Below are 22,552 nucleotides of genomic sequence, written 5' to 3' on the forward strand. Positions count from 1 at the left end.
TCGGCGCCCGGAGGCGCCGCATGCTGCGGATGGAGGTGCGGACGGCGTGGACAGCAATCCGGGGCTGAACATTACGGGCACGGAAACCGTCATCGGTCAGGGTACCGGTGCCGACGGTGCGGTATTCCGCACCCTGCTCGACCGCATGTCGGATGGCGTGTTCATCGCCCGCGACTACCGCTTCATCTTCGCCAACGCCGCGCTGCCACGCATGCTCGGTTACGAGCACGACGACTTCGTCGGACTGGGGTTCGACGCAGTGGTGGCGCCGGATTTCCTCGAATTGTGGGTGCAGCGCTTCCGGCAACGGATCGGCGAAGGCGAGGAACCGCCCGGGCGCTACGAACTGCGCTTCCGCATGAAGGGCGGCCGGCGCGAACTGCCGATCGAACTGAACGCCAGCCGCGTCGTGTTCGATGGTCAGCGCTGCGTGCTGGGCATCGTGCGCGACATGTCGGGCCGCAAGCTCGCCGAACACGCATTGCGCGAAAGCGAGCAGCGCTTCCGCGGCACTTTCGACCAGGCCGCCGTCGGCATCGCGCTGATGGACCTCGAAGGCCGCTTTCTGCGGGTCAATCCCAAGCTGTGCGACATCCTCGGCTTTCGCGCCAGCGAACTGCGCGCGCTGACGATGGAGGCCATCACCCATCCGGAAGACATTTCGCTGGATACGCACCCCCTGCGCTGCGTGCGCAACGGCGAACAGACCACCTACTCGATCGAGAAGCGCCTGCTGCACAAGAACGGCGCGGCCACCTGGGCGCGCCTGACCGTTTCGCTGCAGGTCGACGACATGGGTGCGCCGTCGCACTTCATCGCGGTGATCGAGGACGTCCACGACCGCCGTCTGGCGCAGACCGCGCTGGCCGACAGCGAACTGCGCCATCGCCTGCTGATGCACAACCTGCACGCCGCCGTGCTGGTCTGCGCGCCCGACGCCCGCATCCTGTACGGCAACCCGGAAGCCTGCCGCATCCTGCGCATGGACTCAGCGCTGCTCGCCGGCCGCACGATCGCCCAACTGGGCTGCCGCTTCATCGACCAGAGCGGCGAGGCGCTGGCACCGGAACGCGATCTGGTCCGCCGTGTGCTCGCCTCGGGCAAGGAAATGAACGACGTCGTGGTCGGCGTCCGTCACGACGACGCGGATACGCTGTGGGCGCTGGTCCACGCCTACCCCGAATTCGACACCCGGCATCGTCTGCGCCAGATCGTCGTCATGTTCGTCGACATCACCGACCGCAGCCGGCTCGAAGCCGAGCGCGATGCCGACCGTCAGCTCAAGACGGCAGCGCTGAACGCCATCACCGCCCACGTCGCCGTGCTCGACAAGCGTGGCGTCATCGTCGAGACGAATGCCAGCTGGCGCGCCTTTGCCGAGCGCGGAGGCTACACCGGCAACATGACCTTCATCGGCGTGAACTACCTCGACGCCCTCGCCCGCTGCGACCGCGACGAAGCGCCTCACGCAGAGGCGGCCTGCGAAGGCATCCTGTCGGTCATGCTCGGCCGGTCGGCGCTGTTCCAGATGGAGTACGCCTGTCACGCACCGCACGAGCGGCAGTGGTTCAGCCTCAAGGTGACACCGATGGACCCGGCGCGCGAACGCGTGCTGCTGAGCCACGAGAACATCACGCGCATCAAACTGGCCGAAGAGGCGGTACGCATACTCGCCAACACCGACGCACTGACCGGCCTCGCCAACCGCCGCCATTTCTTCGAAGTCGCCGAGGAGGAATTCGTGCGCGCCCGCCGCTACGAAACCCCGCTCACCGTGCTGATGACGGATCTCGACCATTTCAAGCACATCAACGACCATTTCGGGCACGCCGGCGGCGACGCCGTGCTGTGCAGTTTCGCCATCATCCTGTCCAGCCTGCTGCGCGACTCGGACAGCGCAGGTCGCCTCGGCGGCGAGGAATTCGCCGTACTGCTGCCGCACACCGCACTGGACGGCGCGCGCGCCTTCGCCGAGCGCCTGATGGAGCGCGTCGCCGACAACCCGCCCGAACTCGACGGCCAGCCGGCGCACTACACCTTGAGCATAGGCATTGGCGAACTGATGTCCGACTGCCTCGATTTCTCGGCCCTGCTGCGCAAGGCCGACGAAGCGCTCTACCGCGCCAAGAGCGGCGGCCGCAACCGGGTCGAATACGCGCCCGGGCCGTGCAACGACGCGAACTAGGCAGACCCGCACTCCGGTCAAGCGGATGTGAACCGCCGGCTGCCATCAAGGCACCCGCTTTGCTAGCGAATGCCGGCAGGCGCCGCCCGGGCGCCTCGCGCACATCCCATTCACTGACCGGAGATTCCCGACATGAAGGCCGATTCGTCAAACTCATCCCCGCGCAAATCGCAGGAGGCGCTGACCCTTCTTCGCGCCGACCACAAGCACGTCAGCGAACTGTTCGAGCAGTACGAAGCCGCGCGCACGAGCACGCAGAAGAAAAAGCTCGTGCATGAAATCTGTACGGAGCTCGAGGTGCACGCGCAGATCGAGGAGGAAATCTTCTATCCGGCTGTAAAAGCTGCACTGAAGGACAAGGAGCTGGTACCCGAGGCGACGGTGGAGCACGCGTCATTGAAAGACCTGATCGCGCAGATCAAGGATGTCGAGCCGGACGGCGAAATGTTCGACGCAAAGGTGAAAGTGCTCTCCGAGTACGTGAAGCATCACGTAAAGGAAGAGCAGAACGAAATGTTCCCGAAGGTGAAGGACACCGACCTCGACCTCTCGGAGCTGGCCGAACAGATGAAGCAGCGCAAGGAAGAACTGCTTTCGGCCGTCGTGCATTAGGTGACGTGCCCCGGGACTACGCCAGCAAGAAAGACAGCGAGTTGGTGTATCGAAAACCCGGGGCGATTCATCCTCGCCATATCGCCGTGGAGTCTTGTCAGGAATACGTGCCTGCGCGGATCATCGCAATGGTTCCAACGTCATAGACGAGAGCCACCAGATTCCAAGCCGCAGCAATCGCGCTCCAAACTTCGACTGACGATGTCGCCGCAATGGCTGTCTTCACGCGGTCCGTGCCTGAGCACTCCAGCCCGAGACGCTGCTTGCGAGCGGTGAAGTAGACAAAGACGAAGAAGGCGATGGCAAGCGGTAAGAAGTACATTGCGGCAGGGAATAGCGTGCGACCTAAGAGAGGCAAGGCGAGAAACGGGAACAGAAACACCAACGAACGTAGCTTGTCAGCACCACAGTACTGAGTAATAACCGCCGACTCTCTCTTGAGTTCGCCCGAGGTCTTGATCATCACATAAACCATCGTCACTAAGAGCACGATTCCCATTGCCACGACTCTCCTTGCTTTGTTCTAGTTGATAGGTTTCCTATGCCACCACTTCCAAGGACGCGCGGCAAGTGAGGATTGCCACAGACCAACTTGGCGCGCCTTGGGGACATCTTCGGCCGCAGCATAGTCCGTTTGCATTTCTCTCGGTAGCTCCCTCGTGTGCTATCAATAGAACCATGCGGCACCGCCCGCAATCCGGTCATGGTTGATGTCGACTCAATCAAGCCGGACAAGCTCGACGATCCGGCAGTGGCGGTCCTACGTGTGGTACTCGACCACCACCAGCTGTGAGAACACGCGGGAGGCTAGGTGCCGCATCGGTGCGCGCCAATGGTTTTGCGCCTTCTCGGGGAGCATCAAGGGCCTGCAGCCTCACCTCGTGCTGGCGCAGGTCTACGTCCAGAACAATCATGGTGTTGCCTTCAGCAACCGCGGCAACTTTGCTTACCAGCTCCTCGGTTTGAGCCGCAACGGAGGCGTAAGCGGAGGGGGTGCCAATCAGCAGACGCCGTTCCAATAGCCCCATTCGGTTGGAATTCTCTACCTAGCAGCGGGTTACGAGGTTCATCCAACTATGCGACTGGACGGATTTCTAGTTGGCTATGTAGCTCATCTGTTTCAGGGCCAACGCTAAAAGACTTTCGGATTTCGACTCCGTTTTGATTCTTGTACGTTAACGTCAGTCGCGCCTCATGGTCCGTGAGCGGCTTCGGCAATGTTAATTGCGCTCGCCACTCGTCTCCGGCCTTAACGAAGTTCCTGCTCACAAGGCGAATGAGCCTCCCGTCCCCAAAGGTGACAACAGCGGTAACAGAAGATGCTGCAGCCCCAGCATTGGTGAAAATCAATTCGTAGGTTGATTCACCATCACCTCGGAAGACGCCCCCGCCGGACGTAATCAAGAACTTTGGACTGGTATCTACCTCTCTCAGCTCGCGCTCATACTCAAGGGCCGCTCGCTCACTTTCGACCTGTTGGCGCGAAACCTCCACTAATGCTCGCTGTTGTTCCACGGAGTTCCTCAGCTCCTCGGCCTGAAGGCGCAACGCTTCCGTGCTCAGTCGTAGCTCCTCCCCTTGCTGCATATAGCCAAGGATCAACCAGAGGAACGCCAGTGGCGCAAACAGCCCTGAGAAGAAGTCTCCCCATTCGTTTGGAGTCATCTTCAAAGCTGCCTCTTGGCGTGCAAGCAGCAAGGCAGCGGCACCCACAATCCAAAAAGCGGTTGCCCATAGCCCCAGCTTGGAACGTTTCTCTGTCATGCGCGGTTCTTCGTGGATACGCCGGGGGGTTGATGTTGGCATCCGAAGAGAAGTAGATGCAACCGGAGGGCAAGGCCAATCGAGAGAATGCAGCCCACGCCGGCTAACGCTTCTCGGCGACAAGGTGGCTACAGAGAAGCAAAAAAGCAAAAGGCCAACCCCGTGGGATTGGCCTAAATGCTTGAATATTGGCGGAGAGGGTGGGATTCGAACCCACGGTAGACTTGCGCCTACGCCTGATTTCGAGTCAGGTACATTCGACCACTCTGCCACCTCTCCGGGTTACTGCGAACTTCGTGGTCGCGAAGCGGCGCGCAGTGTAGCACAGCGCTCGCGCCGGCGGAAAGCGTCGGCGCGATTTTTGCGTGTCAGGCGCCGAGGCGCTCGACGCCGCCCATCCACGGGCGCAGCGCCTCCGGCACGACGACCGAACCGTCGGCCTGCTGGTAGTTCTCCAGGATGGCCACCAGCGTGCGGCCGACCGCGAGACCGGAGCCGTTCAGCGTGTGCAGGATTTCGTTCTTGCCCTGTTCGTTCTTGAAACGGGCCTGCATGCGGCGGGCCTGGAAGGTTTCGAAGTTGGAGCAGGACGAGATTTCGCGGTAGGTGTTCTGCGCCGGCAGCCACACTTCGAGGTCGTAGGTCTTGGCGGCGCCGAAACCCATGTCACCGGTGCACAGCGCCACCTTGCGGTACGGCAGTTCGAGCCGGCGCAGGATGGTTTCGGCGTGACCGGTCAGTTCTTCCAGCGCGTCCCACGAACGGTCCGGCGTCACGATCTGCACCAGCTCCACCTTGTCGAACTGGTGCTGGCGAATCATGCCGCGCGTGTCGCGGCCGTAGGAGCCGGCTTCCGAACGGAAGCACGGCGTGTGGCAGACGAATTTCAGTGGCAGGCCGCCGGCCGGCTGCACGGTGTCGCGCACAATATTGGTGACCGGTACTTCGGCGGTCGGGATCAGGTAGAACTTGCCGCCATCGCCACGCGGCACGGCGAACAGGTCTTCCTCGAACTTCGGCAGCTGACCGGTTCCGAACATGCTGTCGGCGTTGACCATATAGGGCGCGTACAACTCGGTGTAGCCGTGCTCGGTGGTGTGCGTATCGAGCATGAACTGAGCGAGCGCGCGGTGCATGCGGGCGATGCCGGCGCGCAGCAGCGTGAAGCGCGCGCCGCTGATCTTGGTCGCGGTTTCAAAGTCGAGGCCGCCGAGCGCGGTGCCGACGTCCACGTGGTCCTTCACCTCGAAATCGAAGCTGCGCGGCGTGCCCCAACGCAGCACCTCGACGTTGTCCGCCTCGGACTTGCCGACCGGCACCGACTCGTGCGGCAGATTGGGCAGCGAGGCGACGAAGCCCTGGATGTCGGCCAGCAGCGCGGCGAGGCGCTCTTCCCCGGCCTTCAGCGCGTCGCCGAGGCCGGCGACCTCGGCCATCACCGCCGACGTGTCCTCGCCCTTGGCCTTGAGCTGGCCGATCTGCTTCGATGCGGCGTTGCGCTTTGCCTGCAGGTCCTGGGTGTCGGTCTGGATGCGTTTGCGCTCTTCCTCCAGCGACTGGAAGCGGGCGACGTCGAGCGTGTAGCCACGCAGGGCGAGTCGTTCCTGAACGAAAGCAAGCTGGCTGCGCAGCAGTTGGGCGTCTAGCATGGAAGGAAACCTGTGGCTGATGGAACGGATGTGAGCGGCCCCGCATTCGGCGGCCGTCGTCACATTGCAACGCAAAATTCTAACAGCGACCGCCGTCCGGGGCGGTATAGTGGCCGGGCCCCACACCTTTCACGCGAATGTCATGTTGTCACTGCGCGACTGTCTCGATCACAGCAATCTGAGCGAACTGGAAGTCGACGTGCTCGCCGACTACACCGGCCTGCCGACCATGCTGGCCGCCACGCTGGCCGGCGCCATGCTGCAGAGCGACGGCGGCGCCGACCTGATGCTGCGCATCCTGCAGGACGCCGAGAAGCAGGCCTCGCAGCGCCTCGACATGGAGCAGCGGGCGCGCACCAAGGCAGCGGTCGAGCGCTTCTGCGCCGTGCACCGGCCCGAACTGCACTGAGCGTGCCGCACTGCCGCGGGGAACTGCGGTTGCTGACTGCGATGACGCCCGTTCAGCCGCTCAGCGCCGGACAGCAAGCGCAAGCGCCACCCAGCCGGCGATGAAGGCGAGGCCGCCCAGGGGCGTCACCATGCCGAGGGCGCGCACCCCGCTTAACGCCATCGCGTAAAGACTGCCGCTGAACACGACGATGCCCAGCAGCATCAACCAGCCGGCAACGCGCAGCGCCGCTGAATCACGCAGATGTATGGCCAGCAGGCCGACCAGCCCGAGCGCCAGCGCGTGCCAGAAGTGGTACTGCACCGCGGTCTGCCACACCGCCAGCATGTTTTCGTCCAGCCGCGCCTTCAGCGCGTGCGCACCGAAGGCGCCGAGCATGACGGCAAGTGCGCCGGTCAGCGCGGCGAAGATAAGAAAACGGCGGGCATCGGCAGACATCGTGAAGATCCTGTAATCGGAAGGGTCAGAGGCAATTGCGGCCACTCAGACGCCGGCAGCGCGATCAAGTTCGGGGATCAATCGCTCATCCACCTCGCGGCGTAAGCGCGCAAGCCGCCGGCTGCGCACCGCATAGATCCACATGAAGAGCGAGGCGACCACCAGCAGCGCCGGCAGGCCGAACCATACGAGCAGATGGCCGGTCACGTCCCAGCCGTCCTTGACCACGCGCAGCGCATCGGCCCGCATGCCGATCCAGATGCAGGTGCCGACGAACAGCGCGGCCAGCGCCCACACTGGCCAGCTACGCAGTCCGTAAGGCTTTTTCGCGTTTTCGCGAAACCACATCGTGGTGCGCATCGTGTGGTTGCGCATGAAGAGCCACGGTCCGCCGGTCTTACCCGGCTTCTGTATCCACGCGGCGGTCATCCGGTGGCCGTCGCGTGCCCCCGAGTCGGCGTCGGTCAGCTTCACTTCCATCTCGCCGCCGACCGGGCCGACCAGGAAGAAGCGCTCGTGCAGCACGCGGCGCGTCGAACTGGTGACCGGCGTGTTGTTCTGTCCGCCACTGACCGTGGTGATGGTTTCGATGCCGCGGCTGTAACCCTGGATGTCGCCGGCGAACAGATCCAGCTCGTAGGGCACCGACGACACCAGCTTGCGCGCATTGCCGCGGTCCAGCGACACGTCGCGCAGCGTCTGGCGCAGCGCCAGCACGATCAGCACCACCGCAGCGCCGGCGGCCAGCAGCAGCCCGGGCATCACGTCGTCGAAAAGCTCGCGTGGCTTGCGGTAGGTGCGCACGTCACCCACCAGCACGCCGGCAGCGAGGTCGAGGCCGATGTCGGCGCCGGCGGTGGCGTAATCCAGTACGCCCGGCTCGCTGTAATCGGCGCCGGCCACCCGCCCCGAACACGGCGGGCCGTCAGCGAAGCCGGCCGGCAACGAGGTACCCGCAGGCAGTTTCAGCGCCCGCTGCCACAGCGTGCCATGCACCTTCGGCACCCAGCTGCGCTGCCACTCGGGCGCGAAATGGCGATCCATGACCACGCGGTAGAACTCGGGCGAGAACACGTATTTCTGCTGGCAGCGCGGATACAGGTATTTCTCGCAGTGATCGCCCTCGCAGCTGCTGCCGGAGAACTTCGCCATCTCGCGCGCATCGATGCGTTCCCGCGCGGCGCGGTACTCATCGAGGCGAGCTTTCACATTCTGTGGCAGGCGGTTCGCGTCGAAAGGCTTGGGCGACAGGCTCTGCACCACGCCGTCCATGATCTGCAGCACGGCGCTGGTCTGCGCCGCGGTGTCGCGCTCGCTGCGCCCCTGCGCCGCCGACTCCACCTGCTTCACCGTCGGCATGCCCGACAGCCAGTCGGTCTGTGCCCGCACCGCGCCACTCAGCGCACCGCAGATCGCCATCACTACGAGCATGCCGCGCATTCCGCCCTCCTCCCGATCAGCGCCATCGGCGCGTTGGCCACGCGCGGAGCATACGCAAGGGTGTTCGCCCCGTACAGCCGCGGTGGCCGCAGAAATCCAGGCCGTCGTCGCCAACACGCGCGGTCAAAGGACTGTCACTCGAGCGTGAACCGCTCGATGAGCGCCGGCGAGCCCGGTGCACAACGCCGACGAGCACAAGCCGATGTGCATATATATATGCTGCGGACCTGACCACGCCATGGAGACACGGCATGAACCGAAGCGCGCGAAGCTGGACGAACGACGGCACTGACGCAACGCGCGGCCGACAGCGCTGCCACTCGACACCTGGCCGCCACACCGGGCTGCTCGCAGGTGCTTGCGGTAAGCTTGCCGCCCCATGCCGAACACCCTCGCCAGCGCTGTCCACAGCGACCTCACGATCAAGAAAAGCCGCTTCATCGGCTGTGTCGAACCGATGCGCGACCGCGCGTCGGCGCAGGCGCGCGTGCTCGAACTGTGGCGTCAGCATCCGGGTGCGACCCACGTGTGCTGGGCGCTGCTGGCCGGCGGTCAGTCGGCGGCGGTCGATGACGGCGAGCCCAGCGGCACGGCCGGACGGCCGATGCTGGAAGTGCTGCGCCATCAGGATCTGGAGGGTGTGCTGGCGACCGTCGTGCGCTACTACGGCGGCATCAACCTCGGCGCCGGCGGTCTGGTGCGTGCCTACACCGACGCGGTCGCGTCGGCGCTGACCGGTGCGGTCAAGGTGCCACTGACCAAGCTGCGCGTGCTCCGCTGCACCCTGCCCTATGCGCTCGAAGGCACGGTGCGGCGAGAGATCGACGCCGCTCGCGCCACGCTGGTCGACGTCACCCACGACTCGGTGGTCGCGATGACCATCAGCCTGCCGGAGCCCGACGCAGCGACGTTCATCGGGCGGCTCAACGACGCCGGACAGGGGCGCATAGGCTGGGTGGACTGAGCCCGCGGCCTCGCGATGGCGACATGTTGCTCAGTCATCCGATCTGTCGCGCCAATACGCACCTTGTGCGGGAGCGTCCCGTGTGGAAGTGGCCTTGGCCGCGACGCGGCTGTTGCAGTCCACCGCCTTTGATCAAGACCCGCATCGCGAGCAAGCTCGCTCCCACAACAGTCTTCGCTCCGGGACTGCACGAACCAAGGGAGGCAGCTATTGCTGCCGACAGGTCCTCAACCAGGCGCCGCGCACTGCCCTCCGCCGCCGTCGGGGTCAGAAGACCCCTCCCACAGAACCCCTGCTCAGGCTCCGGCGGCCGATCCGGCGCAGCCCCTGTGGGAGCGGCCTTGGCCGCGACAGGCCTGTGATCAGACACCGGCCTCAATCACGCACCGGGGGCTTCACAGGAAAGGCGCTCACACGTGGCCCGTCCGCCCAAGCCGCGGCGACTCGAATACTGCCCGCGATTACCCCGTGCCATCGCGCTTCTCGTCGCACGGCAGATAAACGCCCTCTGCCGCCAGACGACGCAACGATGTCAGGCCAGCACGCGCAGCAGCCAGCGGTTGATGTCGCGGATTTCCTCGATGCTCACTTCGTGGTCGATGTCGTAGGCGTGCCACTCGTACGGCACTGCCAGCGCGTCGAGCACCTCGCGCGTGGACAGCGCGCGGTCTATCGTGACCACGCCGTCCTGCGTGCCGTGCGCCAGGAAGACCGGCACGTCGGCGTTCGCTTCGCTGCGCTCATCGGCGGTCGCGGCCGCCAGCGGCAGATAGCCGGAAAGCCCGACGATGCCGGCCAGCCGCTCGGCGTGCCGCAGTCCGGCGAACAGCGCCATCGCGCAGCCCTGCGAAAACCCCATCAGCACAATGCGCGACGCCGGCACGCCGCGCTCGACCTCGCGTGCGATCAGCGCATCGACCAGGGCCTGCGACGCGCGTACGTCGGCTTCGGCTTCCTGCCCGGCGCCCGGCGCATAGAGATCGAACCAGGCGCGCATGATGTAGCCGCCGTTGCGCGTGACCGGCCGTTCCGGTGCGTCGGGCAACACGAAGCGCACCGGCCCGACCGCGTCGAGATCCAGCCGGCGGCACACCGGCACGAAGTCGTTGCCGTCGGCGCCCAGGCCGTGCAGCACGATGACGGTGGCGACCGGTGAGTCGCCGCTTTCGAGTTCGATCAGATTGACGGACATGAAGGAGTGCGGTTTCGGACAATCGCGCATGCTAGCCGACACCGAGCCGAGGCGTATCAGCGCAAGGAATCGCCCCACTGTCGCCCATGCGCGCTAAAGTGCCGCCTCATCAACCGGAGATTCACATGAAGACACTGACCGTACGCGTGACCGCCGAGCTGCAGGTGCCGGACGACTGGACCCTGGCCGACCACGCTTCCGGCATGACGGTGCTGAAGATCGGCGACCAGTTCGTCGATTTCGACATCGCACCGCTGTCCACCCGCGACGACGAACCCGATTCGATGTGGACCGACGACGACGAAGCGCTCACCAGCCGCGTGCTCGACTGCGTGATCGAACTCGACACCGACCTCGAACTCGCCTATCAACAATGAAGACCGGGCGTGACGCCGGTCACGCCCCGCCTGTCTCCAGTCCGCAGCGGAGCACGTAGATACGCCTGTGTTCAACCACCACAGGAGTGAAACGATGTCCCTGAACAACCCCGCCGGCCTCGCGCTCACCGGCGCCACCGCCCGCAGCATCGAACTGCTGGAGCAGGCCGAGCACGAACTGCGCTGTTTCATCGGCGACCCGGTCGCCACCATCGACCGCGCGCTGACCGAGGCGCCGGACATGGTGATGGGCCACGTGCTGCGTGCCTATCTGCACCTGCTCGGCACCGAGCCGGCCGGCATTCCGGTTGCAGCCGCCGCCCACGCCACGGCGGCCAGGCTGCCGGCGAACGATCGCGAAAGCCGCCACCTGCGTGCGGTCGCGCTGATGACCGAGGGCCGCTGGCGCGCCGCCGCGCGCGTGCTCGAGGACATCGCGATCGATCATCCGCTCGACGTGCTGGCGCTGCAGGCCGGCCAGCAATGCGACTTCCTGCTCGGCGATTCGCGCATGCTGCGCGACCGCATCGCCCGCGCGCTTCCGGCCTGGAGCATGGACATGCCCGCCTGGCACGCGGTGGCCGGCATGCTGGCGTTCGGACTGGAAGAGACCGGCGACTACTTGCGCGCAGAGCGCTACGGCCGGCAGGCGGTCGAGATCCAGCCGCGCGACGGCTGGGCACAGCACGCGGTCGCCCACGTGATGGAAATGCAGGGCCGGCGCCGCGACGGCATCGCCTGGATGCGCGCCACGCCGCAGGCATGGGCGCAGGACAGCTTCCTCGCCGTGCACAACCACTGGCATCTGGCGCTGTTCCATCTCGGCGTAGACGAAATCGACGAGGTGCTCGCGCTGTTCGACGACGCCGTGTTCGGCCGCGCACCGGGCCTCGTATTCGACTTCATCGACATGTCGGCATTGCTGTGGCGGCTGCACCTGCGCGGCATCGACACCGGCGAACGCTGGCAGGCGGTGGCGGACCGCTGGGCACCGATGGCCGCGCGCAGCCTCTACGCCTTCAGCGACATGCACGCGATGATGGCGTTTGCCGCCACCGGCCGCACCGCGCAGATGCGCAGTCTGATCGACGCGCAGGAAATGGCGCTGGCCGGCGAAGGCGACAACGCCGCTTTCATCGCCGAGGTCGGCCGCGCCGCCACGCGCGCCATCGCGGCCTTCGGCGAGGGCGACTACGCCAGCACCGTGCGCCTGCTGCGGCCGATCCGTCACGTGTCGCACCGCTTCGGCGGCAGTCACGCGCAGCGCGACATCATCGACCTGACGCTGATCGAGGCGGCGCAACGCGACGGTCAGCGGGCGCTGGCCGAAGCCCTGCGCGCCGAGCGTGCGTTCGCGAGACCGGAGCCGGACGCGCCGCGCGTGCGCGGCGCCTGAGCGCGCTCAGGAAGAAGACGGCGGCGGGGGCGGCGACCCGAGGTAGCGCTGGTCCGACCAGGTGGCCAGCCACTCCGGCACGAAGGCGACGAACACCGCCACCAGCATGCCGGTCAGGAAGGCGTCGCCCCAGGCCATTAGCCAGCGCGCGACCAGTGCGTGCTCGACAGCGACGCCGCCCAACAGGTGGTGGATGAACTCGTAGGCCGCACCGGCTGCAAAGATGCTCATCGCAGTGCCGATGAATCCGCGCCCCAGCACGTAGATGAAGGGATGCGCCGGCAGGCCGCGGCGCAAGGCTTCGCCCAGCGCCAGTGCGAGTGTGGCCGGCACCAGACCTATCCACACCAGCTGCGACAGCACCGCAGCGAAACCGAGGTCGCCGAGCAGCCACACCGCCAGCGCGACCAGCACCAGCTCGATCACCGCCAGCGGCCAGCCGAACATGAGCACGAGAAGGCAGGCGCCTGACAGCTGGATCGATATGCCGTTCGGCAGCATCTGCGGCAGCACCCACAGCAGCGACAGCACCACCAGCGAAGCCGCCCACGGCGCACCGAGCGGCCCGGCCAGCATGCGCCAGGGCCGCATCAGCGCGCTGACGCCGAGCGCAAGCAGCAGCAGACAGATTTCGATTGCGAACACAGCGCCTCCCGATCACACGGCGCGCAGTGTGGCACGCCACGGCGCTGGCGTTCATGACGTGAAGCAAGCGCCTGATGCCGCGGCAGCGATCTCTGCGACGATGCAGCCGCCGCGGACTTCGGTTCAGGCCGCAGTCGGGGTCAGAAGACCCCTCCCACAGAACCCCGATCCACGCTCCGGCCGCCTCGCGGGCGCCTCACCCTGTGGGAGCGGCCTTGGCCGCGACACGGCCTTTGCGGGCCGCCGGCTTCGATTCCCGCCAGCTGTCAGCCGGCGAGACTTTCGAGAAACTGCACCGCGACGTCGGCGCTGCGGGTGCGGCGCATCGGCGGCAGGCTGCGCCAGATCACCTTGCCGTAGTGCTTCTCGACCAGCCGCGGGTCGCACACCATCAGCACGCCGTGGTCGCGCTCGTCGCGGATGAGGCGGCCGGCGCCCTGTTTCATGCTGATCACCGCGTGCGGCAGCTGGTACTCGGAAAAGGCGTTGCGCCCCTGCCGCTTCAGGTGTTCGATGCGCGCCGACAGCACCGGATCGTCCGGCGGCGCGAAGGGCAGCTTGTCGATGATGACCAGTTGCAGCGCGTCACCGCGCACGTCCACGCCTTCCCAGAAGCTCTGGCTGGCCACCAGTACGGCGTTGCCGGCGGCGCGATGGCGGTCCAGCAGTTCGCTGCGCGTGGCCTGGCCCTGCATCAGCAGCGGCCGATCCGGATCGTAGGCGGACAGCTTGTCCTCGATCAGCTCATGAATGCGCTTCATCGCCCGCAGCGAGGTGCACAGTACGAACACGCCACCACGGCAGGCCTTGATCAGCGGCCAGGCGGCGCGCGCCACCGCCTCGGCATAGGTCGGCGCCGACGGCTCGGGCATGTTCTCCGGCGCGTACAGCAGCGCCTGCTGTTCGTAGGCGAAGGGGCTGCCCCATTGCGCGGTTTCGGCATTGTGCAGCCCCAGTTCGCCGCAGTAGTGACCGAAGTCGTTGCCGACCGACAGCGTGGCCGAGGTGAATATCCAGGCACGCGGGTTGTCTTCCATCTGCCGGCGGAAGATGTCAGCCACCGACAGCGGTGTGGCATTCAGCGCCAGCGCCTGGGTGTAGACCTCGGCCCAGCGCACGCGGTCCGACTGCTCGCCCGCTTTCTCGCCGGCCTGCCAGCGTTCGACCCGCGCGATCAGGTCGAGCGCGCGCTGCCAGCACTTCTCCAGCCCTTCGCTGCGCGCCGCCTGCGTTTCCAGCAGACCGGCCAGTTCGTTCAGCGCCTCCAGCACGGTGGCCAGCGCCGGTGCGAAAGCCGGACGCTCGTCGATCTGCGCCGCCGACAGCCGCACGTTCTCCTCGCGGAAAACCAGCCGCAGGTCGCGCACCGCTTTCACCAGACGCTCGGCCGATTCCGGCAGCTGCTTGAAATCCTTGGCGCCGACCAGCGCCTCGGCACGCGTGTCGCGCGCCAGTTCGAGCATCTGCGAGGTCGATACCGATTCGCCGAAAAAGAGGCTGGCGGTTTCGGCGAGCTGGTGCGCCTCGTCGAACACGACAGCGTTGCAGGCCGGCAGCAGTTCCGCCACGCCCTCGTCGCGCAGCATCAGGTCGGCGAAGAAGAGGTGGTGGTTCACCACCACCACGTCAGCTTCCATCGCCTCGCGGCGCGCAGCGGTGACGAAGCACTCCTTGGCGTTCGGGCAGTCCTGGCCCAGGCAGTTGTCGCGCGTCGACGTGGCGTGCGACCAGGCACCCGACTCTTCCGGCACTTCGCTGCACTGCGCCTTGTCGCCGGTGCTGGTCATCTTGGCCCAGCGGGCGATGGCCTGCAGGTGAGAGGCGTCTTCACGCGAGCCGAAACGGCCCTCCTGCAGCGAGCGTTCGAGGTGGTAGTGGCACAGGTAGTTGGCGCGGCCCTTCAGCAGCGCGATGCTCACCGGCACACCGAGCGCGCCGCGCACGGTGGGCAGGTCACGGCCGTAGAGCTGGTCCTGCAGCGTCTTGGTGCCGGTGGACACGATCACCTTGGCGCCGGACAGCAGCGCCGGCACGAGGTAGGCGTAGGTCTTGCCGGTGCCGGTGCCCGCCTCAACCACCAGCACACTGCGGTCGGCGATGGCCTGCGCCACGCGCTCGGCCATTTCGGTCTGCTGCGTGCGCGGCGTAAAACCGGGGATGGCGCGGGCCAGCGGGCCGTCGGGAGCGAAAGTGGCGGGAATGTCGGACACGGAGAGGAATGAAGTGCGGAAGACGGCTGAAACCGGCCCGGAGTGTACCGCAGCGCCGTCATCCCCACATCCGCCGGCCGGACCGTGGCGCCGTCATGTCCTATCCTGAAAACTGGCTTCGAAAAGAGACCGCCATGGATACCGCCACGCAGCCGCCCGTCGTCACCCGCACCGAACACGATTCCTTCGGCCCGATCGAGGTGCCGGCGGACCGCCTGTGGGGCGCGCAGACGCAGCGCTCGCTGCAGCATTTCGCCATCTCGACCGAGCGCATGCCGCGCGAACTGATACACGCACTGGCCGCGGTCAAGCGCGCGGCGGCGCTGGCCAATGGCCGGCTGGGCAAGCTGCCGGCCGAGCGCATGACCGCCATCGTCGCAGCCGCCGACGAAGTACTGGCCGGCCTGCATGACGACGAGTTCCCGCTGTCGCTGTGGCAGACCGGCTCCGGCACGCAGACCAATATGAACATGAACGAGGTGCTGGCCAACCGCGGCTCGCAACTGATGGGCGGTGACTGCGGCGGGGCGCGCACGCTGCACCCGAACGACGACGTGAACATGGGCCAGTCGTCAAACGACGTGTTTCCCACCGCGATGCACGTGGCCGCCGCCTATGCCGTCCGGCGTGCGCTGATGCCTGCGCTCGACGCGCTGCACGCGCAACTGGCCGACAAGGCGGTCGCCTTTGCCGACATCGTCAAGATCGGCCGCACCCATCTGCAGGATGCCACGCCGCTGACGCTGGGGCAGGAATTCTCCGGCTACGCGGCCCAGCTCGCGCTGGCCCGCTCGGCCATCGTCGCGGCACTGCCGGCCGTACATGCGCTGGCGATAGGCGGTACCGCGGTCGGCACCGGCCTGAACACCCATCCGGAATTCGGCACGCGGGTGGCGAACAAGCTGGCCGACGGCACCGGCCTGCCCTTCGTGCGCGCCGACAACCCGTTCGCCGCGCTGGCCGGGCACGAGCCGCTGGTGGCACTGCACGGCGCGCTGAAGACGCTGGCCGTAGCGCTGAGCAAGATCGCCAACGACATCCGCTGGCTCGCCTCAGGCCCGCGCTGCGGCCTCGGCGAACTGGCGCTGCCGGAGAACGAGCCCGGCAGTTCCATCATGCCGGGCAAGGTGAACCCGACCCAGTGCGAAGCGCTCACCATGCTGTGCGCCCAGGTCATCGGCAACGACGTCGCGGTCACGGTGGGCGGCGCCTCGGGCAACTTCGAACTGAACGTCTACAAACCGCTGATCGCCGGCGCCGTGCTGCAGAGCATCCGCCTGCTGGCCGACGGCATGCGCAGCTTCGACACCCACTGCGTCGCCGGCATCGAAGCGCGGCGCGAGCGCATCGAGGCGCTGATGCAGCAGTCGCTGATGCTGGTGACCGCGCTGGTGCCGCACATCGGCTACGACCGCGCGGCGAAGATCGCCGCCCGCGCCCACGGCGAAGGTCTGACCTTGCGCGAGGCGGCGCTCGCTTCGGGCGACGTGAGCGGCGGACAGTTCGACCAGTGGGTACAGCCCGGCGCGATGGTGGGCGAGCGCGCGCAATGAGAACGGAACCATCTGCCCACCGGACATTCCGATCAGGAGCAGCATCTACTCACCGACAGGAGATCGTCATGGACATCACGCCGCATTCAATGGAAAACCTGTTCGACCAGCTTGGCCTGCCGAGCGACCCGCAATCGATCGAGGGCTTCATCGCGCTATTCGGCCCGATTGACAACGGCACCAAGCTGCACGAAGCCACCTTCTGGAGTCCCGCGCAGGCCGCCTTCCTGCGCGACGCGCTGAACCAGGACGCCGACTGGTCAGACACCGTAGACTCGCTGAACGCCGAAATGCACGCCCCGCAGGGCAAGGGCTGGCGGCGCCACTGCGTCTGACGCCGTCTGCCCCGCCCGCCCCACGAACAACCTCCACGCGGCTGGCGTACCCTTGCGTCTTCACTCAACGAAGGAGACGGACATGGGACTTTTCGACTCGATCGCCGGGCAGGTTGCCGGCGCGCTCGGCGGACAATCCGGTGCCGGCGGCAACGCCGCCCTGATCCAGGCCGCGATGAGCCTGATCAACAGCCCGCAGATCGGCGGCATCCAGGGGCTGATCGCCAAGTTCCAGCAGGGCGGCCTGGGCGAAGTGATCGCCTCGTGGCTGGGATCCGGCCCCAACCTGCCGATCTCCGGCGACCAGATCAAGGCCGTGTTCGGCGCCGAACAGATCGGCGGCGTCGCCCAGCAGGTGGGCATGTCCTCGCAGGAAGTATCGTCCGGCCTCGCCGGCCTGCTGCCGCAGCTGATCGACAAGCTGTCACCCGATGGCAAGGCGCCCGAAGGGGATGCGCTGCAGGCGGCGATGGGCATGCTGGGTGGGCTTTTGAAGTCGTAGAACGCGGGCCGCGGCGCGGTGCCTGCGACTGGCCTCGCCGCGGACGTCGTGCATGCACGACGGGTAGCACGACGCGAATACGCTACGATGGCGGGATAGTCGACTGCACAGAGCCGCAAACGCCCATGCCGACCCGCCCACTCGACCGCCTGCTGTTCGTCCAGGGCGGCCTCTGCTTCTTCTGCAAGCAGCCTCTTCAGCGCGACGACGCCAGCGTCGAACACCTGCAGGCCATCGCCAACGGCGGCGCCAATGGCGACGACAACTGCGTCGCCTGCTGCAAGACGGTGAATGCCCTGCTCGGCAGCATGTCGATCAAGCAGAAGTTCGAAGTGGTGCTGAATCAGAAGGGGCACTTCAGGTGTCCGAACATCTCTGTCGCTTCCACATCAAAGCTGGTCGCAATGCCCGCCCCGGCGCCCGCACCGACCATCCCGAAACCGGTCGCCGTCGCAACCCCACCCACAAAGCCCGCTCCTCCGAAACCTGCCGCGCCGTCCGCACCGAAGAAGACGGACCGCTTCGCAATGGTGGTCGCCAATCTGAAGACGCGCGGTAATTCACGGCCACGAACGCTGAAGACGCTGACGAGCACCGTCGCGGCGCTGTTTCCGAAGGGCATTTCGCAAGCCGAGGTTGCGGCCATCGTTCGCCACCTGCAGGCGACCGGCAAGGTAAAGGTTGACGGCGAGAAGGTGGTCTATCAGCTGTGAATTCTGGTTGCGACCGCATACCGTGGGATCACCGCCTGATCCGCACGAGTTTCCGATGAGGCTCCGGGCACGACCCTTGTCGCGACTGATCAGGGCCCCCGGGGTCGTTCTGCCGCTCGCGGCGTCGCTGCCGTTCGTCTGGCTCTGGTACGCGCGCTATCTCACGATCGAGTTCAACGAATTCGGCCGCCACTACGACGCGGCAACGCAGACCGTGCACACCGATGCGGCGTTCGTGTGGTGCCTGCCGGCGCTGGGATTCCTGCTGATTGCCGTGGTCAATCTGATGCGCACAGCGAGACGCAAGGCCTCGCTCTGACCGAGCGCTGTTTTGACGAGTGCGACGCCGTCAGCTCATCGCCTGGCGAGACTGAAATACCCGCAAAGCCCCACCGGCACCGCCAGCAGCGCCCACGACAGGGCGTCCCAGCCGTCGTCGCCGACCAGCGCCGACAGCAGGCCGACGGCGGTCAGTACGGCGATCAGCAGCGGCCAGCGGAAGATGGCGGCGTTCGATTTCGCGCCCTTCATGCGCCACCTCGCGCGGTGGTCGCCGCGTGCGCGACGCTGGCGAGCGTCGCAGCGGGATGCCTGTGCTTGCGCCACCACAGCACGAGCCCGCTCCACAGCACGACGACGGTGACGAGGTCGAGCAGCGCCCACAGGATTTTGAGCGGCAGGCCACCGTAGTCGCCGAAGTGCAGCGGCTGCGACACGAGCAGCGCGGTGGCGTACCAGGGGCGCGGTTTCGTTTCGATCACCGCCGCACTGACCGGGTCGACCAGCGTGGCCTTCAACAGTTTGGCGGTGAGCGGCGTGTCGCCGTGCAGGAAGACGGCGTAGTGCGAGGGCGTCGATAGCAGCGTGCCGGGAAAGGCGACGGTGGCGACGGCCATGCCCGGCTCAGCCGCCAGTGCGGCATCGACCAGCGACTGCAGCGGCGCGGCGCGGCCGCCGGGCGCAGCGCCGGCCCCGGCGGTCTTCAGCGCGGCCACCTGTTCCGCCTGCCAGGCCTTCAGGATCAGGTCGGCCCAGGTGTTGATGACGCCGGTGCCCCCCACGACCAGCGCCCAGGTAACGGTGACGATGCCCAGCATGTTGTGCATGTCCAGCCACCACAGCTTTGTCGAACGGCCGTGGCGCACCTCGCCGAAATCCAGCTTGCGCATGAACGGGGCGTACAGCACGACGCCACTGACCAGCGCGACGACCAGCAGCAGGCCCATGAAGCCGAGGAACAGCCGGCCGGCCAGACCGGCGAACAGGTCGACGTGCAGCCGGTACATCAGGTGCATGAAACCTTCGTCGAAACGGGGCTCGCCGAGGACTTCGCCGGTGCGCGCATCGACCACCGAGAACTTCGCCTGCGTCTCGTCGGTGTCCGGCCGGGTGTCCATCTTGACCACCCACATGTCCGGCTCGTCCTCTTCCTTGAACAGGTAGAGCGGCACCAGCTCCGGGTGGTGGCTGCGCGCCGCGTCGACGATGCGGTCGACCGGCAGATGCGCGGTGCCGGCAGGCATTGCCGGCGCCTCGATGTGCTTGCCGAGTGCGTGGTCGATCTCGTGATAGAAGACCAGCGGCAGGCCGGTCAGACACAGCAGCAGCATGAACAGCGTGCACACCAGACTGGACCATTTGTGCACCCACATCCAGCGCTGCAGCGCGGTGGCGCGGGATCGCACGGCGGTCGTACAGGACGCCGTGGCGGTGTCGGGCGTAACGGATTTCATCGATGGACGGGGCCGGACTTGAGGTAGCAGGGATACAGCAGCACGCCGCGCCGGTGTGCAAAAAGTCGCAAACAATACAAAAACAAGAACGATTCGTAATACGATTCGAGACTTCCGATTCTACCTCAGCACCCCGTGCCCTCCGCTGCAATGAAAAAAGCCCCTGCTTTCCCGCGCCCTCCCCTCGCGCTCGCCATCATGGCGGCGCTCGCCAGCACCGTCGCTCACGCCCAGCAGACCGAAGATCCGTCGGCGCCGATCACGCTGGCGCCGGTGGTGGTCGAGGCCAGCGCCGACGCGTCGGCCGCCGGCCTGCCGCCCGCCTTCGCCGGCGGACAGGTGGCGAAGGGTGCGCGCATCGGCATTCTCGGCAACCAGAGCACGCTGGACACGCCATTCAGCACCACTGCCTACACGAGCCAGCTGATCGAGGACCAGCAGGCCTCGGGCGTCGCCGAAGTGCTGCGCAATGACCCGACCGTGCGCATTTCGCGCGGCTTCGGTAACTTCCAGGAGCTTTACGTCATCCGCGGCTTTCCGCTGTTTTCAGACGACATGGCCTACAACGGCCTGTACGGCGTGCTGCCGCGGCAGTACGTGGCAACCGAGTTCCTCGAACGCGTCGAGGTGCTGCGCGGCGCCAATACTTTCGTGAACGGCGCCGCCCCGGGCGGTACCGCGGGCAGCGGTATCGGCGGCTCGATCAATCTGGTGCCCAAGCGCGCGCCGAACGAAGACCTGACACGCCTGACCTACGGTCTGCAGACCGGCGGTCAGGACTACCTTGCGGCCGACGTGGCGCGCCGCTTTGGCGAAAACAAGGAACTGGGCCTGCGCGTGAATGCAGCCCGCCGCGTCGGCGGCACCGGCATCGACAACGAACGCAAGGACTTCGAAATGTTCTCGCTGGGCGCGGATTACCGCGGCCGCGACTTCCGGCTGTCAGCCGACGTCGGCATGCAGGACCAGAACCTGATCGAGGGCCGTCCGAGCCTCTTGCGCGGCGGCGGCCTCACGTTCGTCCCGCGTCCGCCGAGTGCATCGTCGAACTACTCGCAGCCGTGGATCTACTCCGGCGACCAGACCGTTTTCGGTACGGTGCGGGCCGAGTTCGACCTGAGCGACGTCACCACCACCTGGGTGGCCGTCGGCGCGCGCCGTGGCAAGGAACGCAACTCGCTGCCCTTCCACTTCCTCGACTCGAACGGCACGATCAATTCGAGTCGCTTCGACAACTATCGCGACGAGGTTGTGGTGACCGGCGAGGCCGGTATCCGTACCCAAGTGACGACCGGAGCGGTCCAGCACCGCCTGACGGCGTCGATGGCCGGCCACTGGCGCACCGAGAAGAACGAAAACGAGTTCGGCGCCGCCTTCGTCGACAACCTGTACGACCCGCAACCGGTTGCACGACCGGGCGGTGCCCCCAATCCCGAGCTGAACTCGCCGCAGACGCAGCAGAAGACCCGCAGCTTCAGCCTCGCGCTCGCCGACACCATGGCCTTTGCCAACGACCGTCTGCTGCTCACGCTCGGCGCACGGCTGCAGAAGATCATCGACGTGCCCTACAACGACTATGCGGTGTTCGGCACCTCCTACGACAAGACCAAGCTCACGCCGGCGGTCGGTGCGGTATACAAGCTGACGCAGGAAATGTCGCTGTATGCCAACTACGCCGAGGCACTGACCCGTGGCGGCACCGCGCCGAACACCGCGGTCAATGCCAACGAGCGCCTGTCGCCCTTCGTGTCGAAGCAGACTGAAGCCGGCGTGAAGTACGAGGACAAGCGCTTCGGCGCCGGTCTGGCGGTGTTCTCGATCGAATTGCCGAGTGCTTTCGTCGGCGCCGACAACGTGTTCCGCGCCAGCGGCGAGCAGCAGAACACCGGCATCGAGCTGACGCTGTACGGCGAACCGCTGCCGGGCCTGCGCCTGCTCGGTGGCGCCACCTGGATCGACGCCGAACTGGAGCGTACCGCCGGTGGCACCAACGACGGCAACCGCGCAATCGGCGTACCGTCCGCCCAGTACACGTTCGGAGTCGAGTGGGATGTGCCGCTGCTGCGCGGCCTGAGTCTGGACGCACGCACCGTCTACACTGCGTCACAGTATTTCGATGCCACCAACACGGCGTCCATCCCGAGCTGGACCCGTTTCGACCTCGGCGCGCGCTACATCACGCGGGTCGCCGGCAAGGACGTCACCTTCCGCGCCCGCGTCGACAATGTGAGCGACCGCGCCTACTGGGCGGCTGCCGGCGGCTACCCCGGCTCCAGCTATCTGGTGCAGGGCGCGCCGCGTACTGCCATGCTCAGCGCCACGGTCGATTTCTGACCTTCCCTCCTGGTTCGACCGCCACCCCGACAGCATGATCTGCCGGGGTGGCCGGGCAGCTTGACCGGCTGCAACATAAGCAATAGCGTGCGTTCCGTGCT

22 protein-coding genes and 1 tRNA gene are annotated in these 22,552 nt (G+C 66.4%); 12 read left to right on the forward strand and 11 right to left on the reverse strand.

Features of this window, described 5'->3' with window-relative positions:
- Positions 1–46: 46 nt before the first annotated feature.
- Positions 47–2,185 carry a PAS domain S-box protein gene (locus tag AC51BJ_RS02190; RefSeq protein ID WP_496279184.1) on the forward strand — a complete coding sequence of 713 codons (2,139 nt, stop codon included), beginning with the start codon at positions 47–49 and terminating at the stop codon, positions 2,183–2,185.
- 132 nt (positions 2,186–2,317) lie between these two features.
- Positions 2,318–2,797 (forward strand): hemerythrin domain-containing protein, encoded by a 480-nt coding sequence (locus AC51BJ_RS02195; protein WP_496279185.1) that lies wholly within the window; start codon positions 2,318–2,320, stop codon positions 2,795–2,797.
- 97 nt (positions 2,798–2,894) lie between these two features.
- On the opposite strand, the gene AC51BJ_RS02200 is transcribed toward AC51BJ_RS02195, so the two are convergent.
- From AC51BJ_RS02200 to serS, 4 genes are all read right to left on the reverse strand, one after another.
- The gene (locus tag AC51BJ_RS02200) at positions 2,895–3,296 is read right to left on the reverse strand and encodes a hypothetical protein (protein ID WP_496279186.1); all 402 of its coding nucleotides are present in this window, start codon (positions 3,294–3,296) and stop codon (positions 2,895–2,897) included.
- Between the two features lie 575 nt (positions 3,297–3,871).
- Positions 3,872–4,561 (reverse strand): hypothetical protein, encoded by a 690-nt coding sequence (locus AC51BJ_RS02205; protein ID WP_496279187.1) that lies wholly within the window; start codon positions 4,559–4,561, stop codon positions 3,872–3,874.
- Between the two features lie 189 nt (positions 4,562–4,750).
- A tRNA-Ser gene (locus AC51BJ_RS02210) sits at positions 4,751–4,840 on the reverse strand.
- A gap of 89 nt (positions 4,841–4,929) precedes the next feature.
- Positions 4,930–6,210, reverse strand: a complete 1,281-nt coding sequence (gene serS, locus AC51BJ_RS02215) for a serine--tRNA ligase (protein WP_496279188.1) — start codon at positions 6,208–6,210, stop codon at positions 4,930–4,932.
- 142 nt (positions 6,211–6,352) lie between these two features.
- Here serS and AC51BJ_RS02220 point away from each other — a divergent pair, with 142 nt between their 5' ends.
- Positions 6,353–6,619: a hypothetical protein gene (locus AC51BJ_RS02220; protein ID WP_020164028.1), complete on the forward strand. Its 267-nt coding sequence runs from the start codon at positions 6,353–6,355 to the stop codon at positions 6,617–6,619.
- A 60-nt stretch (positions 6,620–6,679) separates the two neighbouring features.
- On the opposite strand, the gene AC51BJ_RS02225 is transcribed toward AC51BJ_RS02220, so the two are convergent.
- Positions 6,680–7,057: a DUF423 domain-containing protein gene (locus AC51BJ_RS02225; RefSeq protein WP_496279189.1), complete on the reverse strand. Its 378-nt coding sequence runs from the start codon at positions 7,055–7,057 to the stop codon at positions 6,680–6,682.
- Positions 7,058–7,102: 45 nt separating this feature from the next.
- Positions 7,103–8,497: a hypothetical protein gene (locus tag AC51BJ_RS02230; RefSeq protein ID WP_496279190.1), complete on the reverse strand. Its 1,395-nt coding sequence runs from the start codon at positions 8,495–8,497 to the stop codon at positions 7,103–7,105.
- A 379-nt stretch (positions 8,498–8,876) separates the two neighbouring features.
- Here AC51BJ_RS02230 and AC51BJ_RS02235 point away from each other — a divergent pair, with 379 nt between their 5' ends.
- Complete coding sequence (locus AC51BJ_RS02235) at positions 8,877–9,461, forward strand: IMPACT family protein (protein ID WP_496279191.1); 585 nt, start codon at positions 8,877–8,879, stop codon at positions 9,459–9,461.
- 532 nt (positions 9,462–9,993) lie between these two features.
- On the opposite strand, the gene AC51BJ_RS02240 is transcribed toward AC51BJ_RS02235, so the two are convergent.
- A complete protein-coding gene (locus AC51BJ_RS02240) occupies positions 9,994–10,653 on the reverse strand; it encodes an alpha/beta hydrolase (RefSeq protein WP_019918949.1) in 660 nt (219 codons plus the stop codon).
- 125 nt (positions 10,654–10,778) lie between these two features.
- Here AC51BJ_RS02240 and AC51BJ_RS02245 point away from each other — a divergent pair, with 125 nt between their 5' ends.
- A complete protein-coding gene (locus AC51BJ_RS02245) occupies positions 10,779–11,030 on the forward strand; it encodes a hypothetical protein (protein ID WP_019918950.1) in 252 nt (83 codons plus the stop codon).
- A gap of 94 nt (positions 11,031–11,124) precedes the next feature.
- The gene (locus tag AC51BJ_RS02250; RefSeq protein WP_496279192.1) at positions 11,125–12,426 is read left to right on the forward strand and encodes a tetratricopeptide repeat protein; all 1,302 of its coding nucleotides are present in this window, start codon (positions 11,125–11,127) and stop codon (positions 12,424–12,426) included.
- A 6-nt stretch (positions 12,427–12,432) separates the two neighbouring features.
- Here the strand turns inward: AC51BJ_RS02250 and AC51BJ_RS02255 are convergent, their stop codons facing one another.
- Entirely contained in the window at positions 12,433–13,071 is a 639-nt protein-coding gene (locus tag AC51BJ_RS02255; protein ID WP_304010360.1) for a hypothetical protein, read from the reverse strand.
- A gap of 266 nt (positions 13,072–13,337) precedes the next feature.
- Positions 13,338–15,281 carry a DNA repair helicase YoaA gene (gene yoaA, locus AC51BJ_RS02260; protein WP_496279193.1) on the reverse strand — a complete coding sequence of 648 codons (1,944 nt, stop codon included), beginning with the start codon at positions 15,279–15,281 and terminating at the stop codon, positions 13,338–13,340.
- Between the two features lie 134 nt (positions 15,282–15,415).
- Between yoaA and fumC the strand changes: the two genes are divergently transcribed.
- The 5 genes from fumC (at position 15,416) to AC51BJ_RS02285 (ending at position 18,703) form a co-directional block, all read left to right on the forward strand.
- The gene (fumC, locus tag AC51BJ_RS02265; RefSeq protein ID WP_496279194.1) at positions 15,416–16,834 is read left to right on the forward strand and encodes a class II fumarate hydratase; all 1,419 of its coding nucleotides are present in this window, start codon (positions 15,416–15,418) and stop codon (positions 16,832–16,834) included.
- A 68-nt stretch (positions 16,835–16,902) separates the two neighbouring features.
- Positions 16,903–17,169, forward strand: coding sequence for a DUF2789 domain-containing protein (locus tag AC51BJ_RS02270; RefSeq protein ID WP_496279195.1), 267 nt, complete (start codon positions 16,903–16,905; stop codon positions 17,167–17,169).
- Positions 17,170–17,251: 82 nt separating this feature from the next.
- Positions 17,252–17,671 (forward strand): YidB family protein, encoded by a 420-nt coding sequence (locus AC51BJ_RS02275; protein WP_496279196.1) that lies wholly within the window; start codon positions 17,252–17,254, stop codon positions 17,669–17,671.
- 125 nt (positions 17,672–17,796) lie between these two features.
- Positions 17,797–18,384 (forward strand): HNH endonuclease, encoded by a 588-nt coding sequence (locus AC51BJ_RS02280; protein ID WP_496279197.1) that lies wholly within the window; start codon positions 17,797–17,799, stop codon positions 18,382–18,384.
- 76 nt (positions 18,385–18,460) lie between these two features.
- A complete protein-coding gene (locus tag AC51BJ_RS02285) occupies positions 18,461–18,703 on the forward strand; it encodes a hypothetical protein (RefSeq protein ID WP_496279198.1) in 243 nt (80 codons plus the stop codon).
- A gap of 35 nt (positions 18,704–18,738) precedes the next feature.
- On the opposite strand, the gene AC51BJ_RS02290 is transcribed toward AC51BJ_RS02285, so the two are convergent.
- Together AC51BJ_RS02290 and AC51BJ_RS02295 are read right to left on the reverse strand one after the other, a co-directional pair.
- Complete coding sequence (locus AC51BJ_RS02290; RefSeq protein ID WP_496279199.1) at positions 18,739–18,915, reverse strand: hypothetical protein; 177 nt, start codon at positions 18,913–18,915, stop codon at positions 18,739–18,741.
- A complete protein-coding gene (locus AC51BJ_RS02295) occupies positions 18,912–20,117 on the reverse strand; it encodes a PepSY-associated TM helix domain-containing protein (protein ID WP_496279200.1) in 1,206 nt (401 codons plus the stop codon). The genes AC51BJ_RS02290 and AC51BJ_RS02295 overlap by 4 nt, the downstream gene beginning before the upstream one ends.
- 150 nt (positions 20,118–20,267) lie before the next feature.
- Between AC51BJ_RS02295 and AC51BJ_RS02300 the strand changes: the two genes are divergently transcribed.
- Entirely contained in the window at positions 20,268–22,451 is a 2,184-nt protein-coding gene (locus AC51BJ_RS02300; protein ID WP_496279201.1) for a TonB-dependent receptor, read from the forward strand.
- Positions 22,452–22,552 lie beyond the last annotated feature (101 nt).

Source organism: Methyloversatilis sp. S146-33 (assembly GCF_059552495.1).

What these genes read in the sequence shown, in the direction of transcription:
- AC51BJ_RS02245 (WP_019918950.1), top strand. Translation starts at nt 10,779, where the DNA reads ATGAAGACACTGACCGTACGCGTGACCGCCGAGCTGCAGGTGCCGGAC.
- serS (WP_496279188.1), bottom strand. Translation starts at nt 6,210, where the DNA reads ATGCTAGACGCCCAACTGCTGCGCAGCCAGCTTGCTTTCGTTCAGGAA.
- AC51BJ_RS02205 (WP_496279187.1), bottom strand. Translation starts at nt 4,561, where the DNA reads ATGACAGAGAAACGTTCCAAGCTGGGGCTATGGGCAACCGCTTTTTGG.
- AC51BJ_RS02225 (WP_496279189.1), bottom strand. Translation starts at nt 7,057, where the DNA reads ATGTCTGCCGATGCCCGCCGTTTTCTTATCTTCGCCGCGCTGACCGGC.
- AC51BJ_RS02195 (WP_496279185.1), top strand. Translation starts at nt 2,318, where the DNA reads ATGAAGGCCGATTCGTCAAACTCATCCCCGCGCAAATCGCAGGAGGCG.
- AC51BJ_RS02230 (WP_496279190.1), bottom strand. Translation starts at nt 8,497, where the DNA reads ATGCGCGGCATGCTCGTAGTGATGGCGATCTGCGGTGCGCTGAGTGGC.
- AC51BJ_RS02280 (WP_496279197.1), top strand. Translation starts at nt 17,797, where the DNA reads ATGCCGACCCGCCCACTCGACCGCCTGCTGTTCGTCCAGGGCGGCCTC.
- AC51BJ_RS02220 (WP_020164028.1), top strand. Translation starts at nt 6,353, where the DNA reads ATGTTGTCACTGCGCGACTGTCTCGATCACAGCAATCTGAGCGAACTG.
- AC51BJ_RS02275 (WP_496279196.1), top strand. Translation starts at nt 17,252, where the DNA reads ATGGGACTTTTCGACTCGATCGCCGGGCAGGTTGCCGGCGCGCTCGGC.
- AC51BJ_RS02270 (WP_496279195.1), top strand. Translation starts at nt 16,903, where the DNA reads ATGGACATCACGCCGCATTCAATGGAAAACCTGTTCGACCAGCTTGGC.
- AC51BJ_RS02200 (WP_496279186.1), bottom strand. Translation starts at nt 3,296, where the DNA reads ATGGGAATCGTGCTCTTAGTGACGATGGTTTATGTGATGATCAAGACC.
- AC51BJ_RS02300 (WP_496279201.1), top strand. Translation starts at nt 20,268, where the DNA reads ATGAAAAAAGCCCCTGCTTTCCCGCGCCCTCCCCTCGCGCTCGCCATC.
- fumC (WP_496279194.1), top strand. Translation starts at nt 15,416, where the DNA reads ATGGATACCGCCACGCAGCCGCCCGTCGTCACCCGCACCGAACACGAT.
- AC51BJ_RS02240 (WP_019918949.1), bottom strand. Translation starts at nt 10,653, where the DNA reads ATGTCCGTCAATCTGATCGAACTCGAAAGCGGCGACTCACCGGTCGCC.
- AC51BJ_RS02250 (WP_496279192.1), top strand. Translation starts at nt 11,125, where the DNA reads ATGTCCCTGAACAACCCCGCCGGCCTCGCGCTCACCGGCGCCACCGCC.
- AC51BJ_RS02290 (WP_496279199.1), bottom strand. Translation starts at nt 18,915, where the DNA reads ATGAAGGGCGCGAAATCGAACGCCGCCATCTTCCGCTGGCCGCTGCTG.
- AC51BJ_RS02235 (WP_496279191.1), top strand. Translation starts at nt 8,877, where the DNA reads ATGCCGAACACCCTCGCCAGCGCTGTCCACAGCGACCTCACGATCAAG.
- AC51BJ_RS02295 (WP_496279200.1), bottom strand. Translation starts at nt 20,117, where the DNA reads ATGAAATCCGTTACGCCCGACACCGCCACGGCGTCCTGTACGACCGCC.